9 protein-coding genes are annotated in these 11,483 nt (G+C 47.0%); 1 reads left to right on the top strand and 8 read right to left on the bottom strand.

Annotated features, from left to right (window positions below):
- Nucleotides 1–250 precede the first annotated feature (250 nt).
- The 8 genes from CWE08_RS10195 to CWE08_RS10230 all read right to left on the bottom strand — a co-directional run bounded on the left by CWE08_RS10195 (nt 251) and on the right by CWE08_RS10230 (nt 10,086).
- Nucleotides 251–1,231 carry a class I SAM-dependent methyltransferase gene (locus CWE08_RS10195; protein ID WP_126767985.1) on the bottom strand — a complete coding sequence of 327 codons (981 nt, stop codon included), beginning with the start codon at nt 1,229–1,231 and terminating at the stop codon, nt 251–253.
- A 152-nt stretch (nt 1,232–1,383) separates the two neighbouring features.
- Nucleotides 1,384–4,215: a TonB-dependent receptor plug domain-containing protein gene (locus CWE08_RS10200; RefSeq protein WP_126767987.1), complete on the bottom strand. Its 2,832-nt coding sequence runs from the start codon at nt 4,213–4,215 to the stop codon at nt 1,384–1,386.
- A gap of 467 nt (nt 4,216–4,682) precedes the next feature.
- Nucleotides 4,683–4,970 (bottom strand): primosomal replication protein PriC, encoded by a 288-nt coding sequence (gene priC / locus CWE08_RS10205; RefSeq protein WP_126767988.1) that lies wholly within the window; start codon nt 4,968–4,970, stop codon nt 4,683–4,685.
- A gap of 2 nt (nt 4,971–4,972) precedes the next feature.
- Complete coding sequence (locus tag CWE08_RS10210; protein ID WP_126767990.1) at nt 4,973–6,058, bottom strand: tryptophan 2,3-dioxygenase family protein; 1,086 nt, start codon at nt 6,056–6,058, stop codon at nt 4,973–4,975.
- 67 nt (nt 6,059–6,125) lie between these two features.
- Nucleotides 6,126–7,154: a ketopantoate reductase family protein gene (locus tag CWE08_RS10215; protein WP_126767991.1), complete on the bottom strand. Its 1,029-nt coding sequence runs from the start codon at nt 7,152–7,154 to the stop codon at nt 6,126–6,128.
- Between the two features lie 3 nt (nt 7,155–7,157).
- Complete coding sequence (locus tag CWE08_RS10220) at nt 7,158–8,633, bottom strand: AmpG family muropeptide MFS transporter (RefSeq protein ID WP_126767993.1); 1,476 nt, start codon at nt 8,631–8,633, stop codon at nt 7,158–7,160.
- Nucleotides 8,634–8,639: 6 nt separating this feature from the next.
- A complete protein-coding gene (locus CWE08_RS10225) occupies nt 8,640–9,251 on the bottom strand; it encodes a peptidylprolyl isomerase (RefSeq protein WP_126767994.1) in 612 nt (203 codons plus the stop codon).
- 139 nt (nt 9,252–9,390) lie between these two features.
- Nucleotides 9,391–10,086, bottom strand: a complete 696-nt coding sequence (locus CWE08_RS10230) for a YajG family lipoprotein (protein WP_126767996.1) — start codon at nt 10,084–10,086, stop codon at nt 9,391–9,393.
- Between the two features lie 124 nt (nt 10,087–10,210).
- On the opposite strand from CWE08_RS10230, the gene CWE08_RS10235 reads away from it, so the two are divergent.
- Nucleotides 10,211–11,287, top strand: a complete 1,077-nt coding sequence (locus tag CWE08_RS10235; protein WP_126767997.1) for a ketoacyl-ACP synthase III — start codon at nt 10,211–10,213, stop codon at nt 11,285–11,287.
- Nucleotides 11,288–11,483: the final 196 nt, after the last annotated feature.

The raw sequence follows: 11,483 nt of genomic DNA on the forward strand, positions 1-11,483 counted from the left end.
CTACACCGAAATTAAGCTATTTCGCAGAAATAGCATCCCTTGAATACTCCCACGAACAAGGCGAAGCTGTCAACCAAGCAAGCAGAGGTTTCTGAACGGATCACTCTGTGCCATAAAAAGTTCATATTGATTAGGCAGTTCCGGCATAAACATCCGACCAGATTGGGTACTTTTCTAAAGGCCTTGGCACAATCTTTACATTGATTTTAGCAAGTAAAAAAAGCTTCAAAAAACTATACACTTACAACTATTAATGTTTTTTAATTTGTAATGTATATGCGAACAAATCGTCGTTTATACGAAACTCGTTAACAACAAAACTGCTCTTTAATAGCTCTGCTTTCTTTTTTAAATAGATTAATTTTTCTTTTGTCAAAGCGGCGTTTAACTGCTCTGTAATTCGAACTTTGTGCGCTTGTAACGCTGAATATACATCGCCAAGATGCTGCATCGCTTGCTCGCAATGTTGCATTGATGTTGCACCACGCAATAACGCAACCAATTGGCCAAAAATATCATTCAACCAAGGTTTATCACTTTCCTCAGCATAGCGATTAGAAATCACCGACATCGTCCATTGAATCGATTTATTCATAGCAATACATTCTTGTGAAGCACTCCAAGCCTTCCAATCCATGGTTGCTAGAGCACGAGCGCTAATCCGGAACAGCAAATCTACCTGCATAAATAAGGGTGAATTCGCCAGAACATAATCGTAAATCTCCAATCCTCGCTTTGAATCGGTAACGAGTTCCGAGTCAACATGATGCGCCATGGCCACAAAGCTACCACCGGGTTTGAGTACACGAAGAATTTCTATTAACCCAGCTTGGGTGTCCGCATACTCGAAGGCGAATTGGCTAACCACAGCATCAACACTTGCATCAGCAAAGGGTATGTTTTCGATTTTAGTATTACCAAAAAACGCTATGCCTCTCAGCTTCGCTACAAGCTCCGGCTTCGACGTAACACTTGCCGGAGGGTCGATATCTGCGGCGTCGATACCGCTAATTTGCCAATCTTTATTTTGTTCGCGTCCATATTCAGCAATTAGAGCAGCGAGTGCGCCATTTCCCGTGCCTACATCCACAATTTTCGCTTCTTTTGGGCAATCCTTTACTTGTTGTTGCCAAAATTCTGCTAAATCACCGGAATACCCGGAAGCTGCATCCGATTCTGCAAAGCTATTTAAAGATGCAGATTGGCGCCAGTAATCGGTCCAATGTTTCATATTCAATTCCTAAAACTACATTGCCGTTGTCGTTGAGCGGAACGCTACCCACTTAAAATGAAAAAACCGGCCTCGAGAGGCCGGTTTTAAGCTTTACACGTTGTGGAACATTATTCCACTTCGTTTAACCTAAATGGTTATTCAAGCGTTTCTTAGAAACGTTGAGTGTAACGCACGTAAGTGTAACGACCGTTCGCAGTGTACAAGTTGAAGTTGTAACCACGACCATCGAAGCCGTACTCAGGACCGTTAACTACGTCGATCTTAGGTAGTTTCTCGAATGCGTTTTGAGCACCAACAGTGATACGACCATTCCAAGGTGTGTTGTAGTTGAACTGTAGATCGTGCGTAGTCCAAGTACCCCAGTTACCAGTACGGATTACACCGCCATTACCATCAGCTTCAACATCAGTGAACTGAGTACCAATTACGTTAATGTTCCACGCTACGTTGAAGTCACCGTAGTTCCACTGGTTTTGCATAGTGATACGGTCTTCAGGAAGGCCAGGATCTTTAACGATATTACGGCCGCCATCTGTAGAGTAATCTAAGATGCGAGACATTTGTAAGTTGTTTGAAATGGTACCGAAGGCACCTAAATCAAAGTCAGTACGAACGTTGAAATCGACACCAGAAGTACTCAATGTACCTTCGTTACCAAAACCTGCATCGATGCGAGTAATACGGCCATCGTCGGCACGAGTTACACCTAAGCCATCTGGAACTGGGTCGCCTGCACGCTCACGGTCGATCAAGTTTTGTGAACTGAACTGACGAATCCGGTTCGAGATTTCGATATCGTAGTAATCTACTGTGAAGTTCAACCATTCTAGTGGCTGATACGCAACACCGAAGGCTAACTGTTCAGATTGCTCTGAGCTCAAATCAGGGTTAGCAATGTAGAATGCGTTGATTTGACATTCTGCATCTGCGTCTCCAGATAAAATAGCACAAGTAGCAGGGTCACGAACTGAATCAGCTGAGAAAGAAGTTAACTGAGTTAGGATATCAAGCGTAGGTGCACGGAAACCTTCACCGTACGAACCACGAACCAACAACTCAGGAATTGGCTGCCAGCGGAAGCTCACTTTCGGCGAGAAATCTGAACCATAGTCAGAGTAATCATCGAAACGGCCTGCTAGAGACACTTCTAAGTCGTAAGTTACTGGCATTAACACTTCGAAGTAAGCAGCGTCTACTGAACGGCCACCACCTGCAGAGTTACCAGCAGAACCACCAACTAAACCAGCTTCAGATTGCGAATCGTAGTTATCTTCATAGTATTCGTCACGAGTTTCTACGCCTACGAAACCTTGAACCATACCACCACCGATTTCAAAGATATCGAAACCAGCTGAAGCATACATTTCATCAATGTTGAACTGAGAAATACGTGAAGTCGTTACAACACCAGCCGCTAAAACGCTGTCAGGGTTGGCACTTGGCGTTTGGATGTTGTAACCAGTTTGACATTCGATGTCGTAAGTACCGTCATCACAATATGGGTTGAAGTTATTAACGTTACCCCAAGCTGTTGTTGCAGCTAGGTAACCGTCACCAATTTCAACCGTTTTGTTACGTACACGGCGAGCACCGAAATCTAGGTCGAACATACCTACACGGCCTTCAGCACCTACTAAGAAATCGATATTCTCGTTATCTACAGTGCTATCACGGTTACCCATGGCAGCGAAGCGGTGATAGAAGAATACAGCTTGCTCAGGACCAACAACGTTTTGGTCATACGCAACCGCATTTGGGTTGTTTACTGTATCGTAGAACCAAGCGTCTGGGTTGGTTGGGTTATTTAAGCTATCTACTGGGGTAGCTAAACCAGCGTAGAAACCGTTTGAATCCGGGGCTGGTGCATAACGACCGAATGAATTAGTTTTAGCGATATTCGCATTCGAATATACTGTCCAATCGTCGTTGATGTCATGACGTAACTTAACAAACAATGATTCGTTTGAAGAAGATGCTTCGTTTGCGTTAGTTGCGTTGAAGTTATACTGGCAACGCTCACTCACAACACCGTCAGGACGAGTAGTTGTACCATCTGGGTTAGTAGTTACACTAATACCAAAGAAGTTTTCTTCACCACAACCACCTGGAACTGCCATGATAGGTGCAGAAGCAAAAACAGGAGTAGCTGTTGGATTGCCATCTTCATCGAGTACAAACCGCGGGTTTCCATCTTCATCAAGGGCTTGGCCCCAGAATCCACCACCGTTACCGGCAGGTACGAAGTTGTTACCGTATACAGAAGAACCTGATTGCGTCCATGGATAAGCATTTTCAAATACAATTTCACGGTTGTTCCAAGAAACACCACCGATGATGCTCGTAGTATCTGAAGAAGAACCGAATACTAATGAACCGTTCTCACGGTCACCGCCTTCTGAAGGAACGCTTACTTCACCGCCACCAACAGTAAGTTCAACACCGTTGAAGTCACGACGAGTAATTACGTTGATTACACCACCAATCGCATCTGAACCGTATACCGCAGAGGCACCGTCAGATAGGATTTCGATACGCTCAATGGCGCCGATTGGAATAGCGTTCAAATCTTGTGAAGAACCAGTAGAAGGAGACATCGTTAAACGACGACCATCAACTAGTACTAGAGTACGGCTAGAACCTAGACCACGCATGTCTACAGCACTAGTACCCTGTGCAGAAGAACCAGATTGTGGACGGAAAGAACCAGCACTGTTAAATGTGGTGTTACGAATCAAATCAGCTGCAGAAATCTCACCTGAAAGGTCAATGGCTTCACGATCAATAACTGTTACTGGAAGTGCACCTTCCATATCAGCGCGTTGGATACGAGAACCAGTTACCTGGATTCGCTCAACTCGCTCAGCCGCTTCTTCTTCCTCTTCTTGCTCTTGGGCTGAAGCAACGCCAGTCATTGCAGTAGCCGACGCACCGAACATCAGTGCTAATCGAATCGATTTGGCTAATTTACTATTTGTGTACATGTTGTATCTCCCTGGACCACTATTGGTGGTTTTGAGGTTTATCGTGCAGCAAGAGACTGCATCTTATTGATTTTTGTTTTGAGCGTTATTGGGAGCAATGTGTTGATCAACCTAAACTTTTACTACAAAACAGCAGCGAATTATTTACATTGCTCGTTAACATCACTCTCCCAATAACCTGAATATAACAAATATGTTGAGCTTTGCAACAGTCTTATTACTATTAAATCCAACATTTGTGCATTTAATGTGGGTTTTTTTGTAAAGTTCGGAAAACCCTTACTTGCCTAATTCTTCCCATTCTTCCCGATATTATCTTTTTCGATATCAAAACCTGAAGCTGATTATCCGATCATCAGCAGCTCACATAGCACCTCACATAGCACCTAACATCGTCCCTGACGTTGTCTCTAAAATAGCCCCTCACGCTGCCCCTCAAGTTGCTCCTGAACTTATGGCCCTAATCCTTAACCTCGATACAATGCCTGCACTAAAGCCACCAGCTGCGCATCTACCACCTCATGCAATAATGGATACATTGGTGAATCTTTCCCTACCTCAGCCAAGCGCAAAGCATTAACCTCAGCTTCGGCAATATAATCAGCCACCAAATAACTGCGAGATTTAAACAAGGATTGGGTAAACCACTCACGTTTAAGCTCCGGTGGTCGGTGGGCGGCACGCTCGCGCAGCTTCGCAAACACAGCTTCAATTTTAGCCGCTGAACCCGTATCCATTAAAGTTTCGGTAACCATGATTATGCACCTCTACGTAAACTCGCGCTCACACTGGCAGGTAACGGCGGTAAACTCGCTTTTGGGAGTAGATAAGTTGCTAAGTTCATAAAATCAGCAAAGATCCGATTTTTTTCTGTGGTGCGTTTCAAGTACTCATGCCCTGAAGAACCACCCGTACCGATTTTTGAGCCCAGCATGCGTTGCACCATCATGGCATGGCGATAACGCCAAATGGTTAAGTTTTTATCAATTTCCGTCAGCGCATTTAATACTTGATAAGGTAAGTTGAAAGCCGGCTCTTCACTATATAAATGAATAAAAAGCGCAGCTTGCATGGCGCGCTGTGATAAACGAACCCGGCCTTCGGCCTGCATGGCTTGATATTTCTCACTTACAAACAATGCAGAAAAATTTTCTCTAGTGCTTGCTAAATCTGCTAGTTCCGCCGCAAGTTCTTCCTCGCTAAGCAAGCTATTACCGCGCACAATGGCCTCATCATGCTGCAGTTGTTCATCAATCGCCTGTTTATAATGCTGCCAAAAGCTAAAATCGTCCTTCTGCAAAAACGGCATCCGCGCCAACCAAGCATCCACGCGCTCGAACAAATCAGGTAGTTCTTCTAAGTTTTCTAAATAAGCACGATCTTTCGCATTAATTCGGTTATAAAAAGAAGCTTGATCGAAGGCAATGCGTTTATCACGCTTAACGCCCAAGCTAATTTCAATTTCCTTAAATTGAATACTCTGAAAACCAGAGGCAGGTACCAGATAATCACGAAACTCTAGGAAATCTTGCGCCGTCATGGTTTCCATTACATTAATTTGTTGATTCAGTAATTCTTGAATCGTCACCATGCGCTTCAAGCGATGCACAATCGTCATCAGCTTTTCATCCGCCACATGCTCTTCTCGAAAAATACTCAACACCGAGCGTAACTCGTGAATAAGCTGCTTAAACCAAAGTTCATAAGCCTGATGCACAATAATAAACAAAGTTTCATCATGTGCCTCCGGCCCATATTGCGGGCTTACCGGTTTTTGTGCAGCAAGTAACCTATCTAAACCAAGATAATCACCGTAATAAACTGGTTCTTTATTTTTTTTCATAATTTTGAACTCGTTAGCTTTGCGCCGTTACAGCATGCTCACGCTTTGAGCACGCGTAGAAATAAATTTAAGATAACTTGAGTGCAGCAATCTGTTTAGCCAACTCGCAATTTACCCGGGTTGCTACGCGCAGCCGCTCGCCTTCACGGCAAATAAAGCCATTTAAAAAGGCAATTTCGGTACGCCTACCGGCAGTAACATCTTGCAACATACTGCACTTGTTAGTAGCGGTTGCCGCCGCTACTTGCTGCACTTGCCGAACCAATTCGTCGGCATCGAGCGCCGGGTTAACATTCGCGATCTCTTCACACACCGCACGAATGTGGCCCTGAAACTTATCGCTTTGCAATACGCCATTCGCCTCGTTCGCTAGGGTTGCCAATGGATTAATCGCGCAATTAATCGCCATTTTCTGCCAACGGCGATGCAATATATTGGGCTGCCAGTGCAAGGGGGGGAATGCTTGCGCCAGCTCAACAAACCACTCCGGCGCGGTATATTGGTGCGGCTTCGATAACGCACCCTTACTACGCTCAGTCTGCGAGGCCTGGTTTCTCTTCCCTTCAGGCTCGTTGGTTTCAACTTCTCTATCTTCCCCGTGCGCTCCCAAGTGAGCACCCAAGTGAGCACCCAAGTGAGCACCCAAGCGCGCCCGCGAACCCAGCCAAGATTCACCAACTCCCGCATAAACGCTATGGTTTCGCTCTGGCCGCCAAGCCCCTTGGGTGGTTACCAAATCATAAATCTGCCATTCGGCTTGAGCAGCAATTATGTCTTCTCCTGCCCCCATACCATTATGGCTCAAAATTATAGTGGCTTGGCGCAAGCCTTGCTGAGCCAACTGAATTAGCAACGGCTCGAGCTGCCAAGCTTTCACCATAATCAGCCAAATAGCGCCCGGCGCAGCCTCACCTGCATCGTGAATAACCGGAAAGCGCCGCATATTTGCTGCAATTTGCTGGGTTACACTGAGTTCTACACCACCCTGATCTTCCAAATGCCGCGAATAAATCACAACGTCAGCACTGCTCGCCTGCAGCCCGTGCGCCCAAAGAGTACTCAATGCACCGGTTCCAACAATCACCCAGCTGGCCACAGTTTACTCCTTACTTTTGCGCGTTTGATTCAGCTCGGATTCGGCTTCACGCTTTACCGCTTGCTCGGAATCCCATTGCTGTTGCCGATCGCGGCTATCATCTTCAAGCTTTTGAATCGGTTTGCGAATGGTCCATAAAAACAGCAAACTTGGAATCACCATCAAGGTTGTGAGCACAAAAAACAGCGCCCAATTGCCATCAAGCCAATCCACTACCGCGCCACTATAGGTTGCCAAAACGGTGCGGCCTAATGTACCTACCGAGGCCATGAGTGCGTATTGGGTTGCTGTAAAAGCGCGGTTTGCCAACAAACTAATGAGCGCTACAAAGGCTACCGTTGACCACGCTGAAGTAAAGCCATCGGTAATTACCGCCGCCAATAGAAGCCCTTTATTCGGGCCCACAAGCGCCAGCACGGCAAAGAACAAATTACTCGCCGCCATGGCCGTGCCGCCAATGAACAGGCCTTTTAAAATGCCAATGCGCATGGTGACATACGATCCCAACAGCGCAAAAATAATGGTTACCCACCAGCTCACAATCTTCGAATACCAAGCAATATCCGAATTACTGAAGCCCACCTCTTGGTAAAATACAATCGACATGCGGCCTAAAAAGGCTTCGCCCACTTTGAACAAGAGCACAAACAACAAAATTGAAAGGGCAAACTTAACGCCGCTGCGGCGGAAAAATTCGGCTAAAGGTTCCACCAAGGTAACCCCAAGCCAAGCGGTAATCTTATGCCGTAAAGCAATACGATTCCCCACCCCGGCAAGCACCTGCTGATAGCGCAGTTCCGCCTCTTTTTGCAGCGCCCCGCGAGCTGTTTTCGGCTCCCGAGCCAACCACACACCAGCGCTCAGAACCAGCATCAGTGCAGCCAAATATTGATACACCCGCGGCCAATCCCACCCGGGCATATCAGAGAGGAAAAACGGTATAGCACCTAAACCGGCAAAACCCGTCCACCAACCGGCCGTTGTCATGGCGGCGCCAGCCGATTGCACCCGCGCCTCATGCTCACCCACCGAATCAATCCGGTAAGCATCAATGGAAATATCTTGCGTAGCCGAAAACACAGCCAACACCAACGCCACTAAACCGGCCCAATACAAATGCGTGGTAAAATTCATTTGCGCAAGCACAAAGCAGCTCAAGGCAATACCCAGTTGGCAAAATAAAATCCATCCTCGGCGGTGGCCAAGCCAGTTGCTCAACAAGGGAATTTTCACCCTATCCACCAAAGGCGACCACAAGAAATTTACCGAGTAAGCGGCGAACACCACGCCAAAAAAACCAATGGTTGAACGGGTAAACCCCATTTCATTCAACCAGGCCGACATCGAAGAGCCGATCATTACCCAAGGATAACCACTGGCCATGCCGAGAAGAAAAATTGTAATTAGCCTGCGCTGGCAATAAAAACGCACAACATTGCGAAAGCCTATCGGCGGCTGATCTGTACGGGAATTATTCACTTCGAATTAGTTCTCTTCTGGCAGTAGCTCAACAGAAATTAAGCGCAATGTTTCCACCGGCACATCGGCGAAGCCCATTTCCTCATTAAAATCGGTTTCTACACTGGCTAATTCATGCAGCAATTCGGCATTCTCAATCACTTGGCCAAACACCGCATAGCCCCAACGGCGCGAACTAGGGTTCAGGCTTTCGTTATCCTTCACGTTAAAAAAGAATTGGCGTTTCGCTGAATGCGGCGCATTAACCCGAGCCAGCGCAATGGTGCCAAAATTATTCTTTAAGCCATTTCCCGATTCATTAAACACCGTATCGCCCTCAGGTAGCGGTGTCCAATCAGCCTCATAACCACCGCCCTGCACCACAAAATCAGCCATCACCCGGTGAAAAAGCGTGTCGTTGTAGCTACCACTCACTACATGGCGCAAAAAATGATCAACTGTTAGTGGCGCTTTCCAACGATTAAGCTCAACCACCATTTCCCCCATACTGGTTACAAATTTCACCTTGGGGTATAAATTACTTTCTTGAATATCACCCTCTTCTGCAGCCGCCACCGAAGCACTCGCGGCACCCACTAAGAACAAAACAGCGATTCCAAATTTTATCCAAGTTTGCATTTTTACCTCTCAATTCATGCGATTAATACCGCCTCATTAATACAGGGCACTTTAACAAGGCACTTATCTCTTACCCAAGTTATTGCCCAAGCTATTGCCCAAGTTATTGCCCATTTTCTTGAGCAGTTCATTGCACCCTTTATTGAACATGGTTTTGCAACCATTCTTGCAACACCTGATCACTCATCATATCGCGCAACGTGGTGTGCACCGCGCGGTTAAAGGTATCCGTAATTTGCTCAAAATCCGGCTGGCGGTATGGCCCACCCTCAGCTTGGGTTACATATTGCCGGCCAATCCACTGCATTCCGGAGCGCGCCACCACACGCATGGCAACTCTATGCTCAGCTCGGTAACCCCCTTCAGTGGGTATAACGCGCACCAAGGCATCTTCTAGGTACACCGTTAGCGGTACCGCCGAATCCTCCGCATGCGGCCAAAAATCCAACAATACCTCACTCATCAGAGTAGCCAACGGCACTTGGGTCGTGGCAAACTCCGCATGATCTGAGTGGTGTTCAATTCGCAACACATGATTGTGCGTGCGCTGATCGCGAACCGACAACCGCACCGGTGGCACCACCGGCTTGGCAAAATCGGAAATATTCGGCGGTAAAATATTCACCACCGAAGGAACACTTGGCGTTGTACTACAACCTGAAAGTATTAAAACAATCATAACGGCAGCAACCGCACGTAAAGGTTTAGTGTAGCGGCGGCCCAAGCGGTTCATTCTGGTTGTTAGCGTATTGAAGTAGTGGCTAAAAACGCCAAAACCAATGCTTTGAGCACTACGCTTATTCAGCGCCCTGGCGCCTTTGATTCCGCTAACCATAGTGTTTCATCCCTTGTTTGTGGCTCTTTTCGTTTTCTTATCGGTCATAAAGGTATACGATTGTTACAACTGAGTCACGCGCGATATCACCGCGCGTTCATCAAAAGATTTTAAGGTAGTTCGAATGAAATTTGCAGAAATCACCGGCTGGGGCAAATGCATGCCGCCCGCCATCATGACCAACAATGATCTGGCCACATTCTTGGAAACCTCCGATGAATGGATCCGCAGCCGCACTGGTATCGAAGAGCGCCGAGTGAGTGCCGTGGGCACCTCCGCGTTAGCCGCTGTTGCCGCTCGCAACGCACTTGCCGCGGCCGATCTCGATCCACTTGAAATTGATCTCATCATCGTTGGCACCTGCACACCCGATGAAATCATTCCGAACCTCGCATCGAAAGTGCAACAAGAAATTGGCGCCAAAAATGCTGCGGCATTCGATTTGAACGCGGCCTGTAGCAGCTTTTTTTACGGCATGCATTTTGCCACTTCCTCGATTCGCATGGGTATGCACAAGAAAGTGCTGGTTATCGGTGCTGAACGCTTAACGCGTATCCTCGATTGGACCAAACGTGAAAGCGCGGTGCTTTTCGGCGATGGCGCCGGCGCCATGGTGCTTGAGGCATCCGCTAACGAAGCTGGGTTATTATCATCAAAAATAAGCTGTGATGCCGATGCCCGCGATGTCCTCGCGCTAGATTTCGGTTTGAGCTTTGATCGCTACAACTTCGATGGTGTTATGCCATTTAATTTTGTGGGCCAAGAAATATTTAAACGCGCGGTGAAAGGCATGAGCGCAGCCGTTGAAGGGGTATTTCAAGAAACCGGCCTCAGCGTCGAAGATATTGATGTGCTTATTCCGCACCAAGCGAACAAGCGCCTCATCGATTTCTTAGCAAAAATGTGTAAAGTGCCGGAAGCCAAAACCATGGTAAACATCCAAAAATACGGCAACACCTCTTCAGCTACTTTGCCTATCGCTTACACCGAAGCCCTAGAAACTGGCATGGTGAAGCCCGGTGATAAAATCATTTCTGCGGTATTTGGCGGTGGCCTCACCTGCGGCGCCGGCCTAATCAAATGGGGCGAGCGCGTAACGCCCCTGCAAAACAACCAACTGCAACTCGAAGATAGCACTAACCAAAGCGCCCTCGATCTCATCCTGCCACTCTACGAAGGCGCCAAAAAAGCCGCCGGCTAGAGGTGGGGCTGGGGCTGGGGAATCTTTAGTTCTGGGGGTGGAGCCGCCTGATGCGGGACGCCGTGAACCCATATATGGACACCTCACATTACGCAAGTTGTTTAGTGACATAGTTTTACTTTGTTTTTAACCAGCTTTGCGCGATGTGAACAGGATAAAACTGCACTCGTATATACGGCCTGTTATGAGCTTCAAG

It is taken from the genome of Aliidiomarina iranensis (genome assembly GCF_003987135.1).
Classification (GTDB): Bacteria; Pseudomonadota; Gammaproteobacteria; order Enterobacterales; family Alteromonadaceae; genus Aliidiomarina; species Aliidiomarina iranensis.

What these genes read in the sequence shown, in the direction of transcription:
- CWE08_RS10195 (WP_126767985.1), bottom strand. Translation starts at nt 1,231, where the DNA reads ATGAAACATTGGACCGATTACTGGCGCCAATCTGCATCTTTAAATAGC.
- CWE08_RS10200 (WP_126767987.1), bottom strand. Translation starts at nt 4,215, where the DNA reads ATGTACACAAATAGTAAATTAGCCAAATCGATTCGATTAGCACTGATG.
- priC (WP_126767988.1), bottom strand. Translation starts at nt 4,970, where the DNA reads ATGGTTACCGAAACTTTAATGGATACGGGTTCAGCGGCTAAAATTGAA.
- CWE08_RS10210 (WP_126767990.1), bottom strand. Translation starts at nt 6,058, where the DNA reads ATGAAAAAAAATAAAGAACCAGTTTATTACGGTGATTATCTTGGTTTA.
- CWE08_RS10225 (WP_126767994.1), bottom strand. Translation starts at nt 9,251, where the DNA reads ATGCAAACTTGGATAAAATTTGGAATCGCTGTTTTGTTCTTAGTGGGT.
- CWE08_RS10230 (WP_126767996.1), bottom strand. Translation starts at nt 10,086, where the DNA reads ATGGTTAGCGGAATCAAAGGCGCCAGGGCGCTGAATAAGCGTAGTGCT.
- CWE08_RS10235 (WP_126767997.1), top strand. Translation starts at nt 10,211, where the DNA reads ATGAAATTTGCAGAAATCACCGGCTGGGGCAAATGCATGCCGCCCGCC.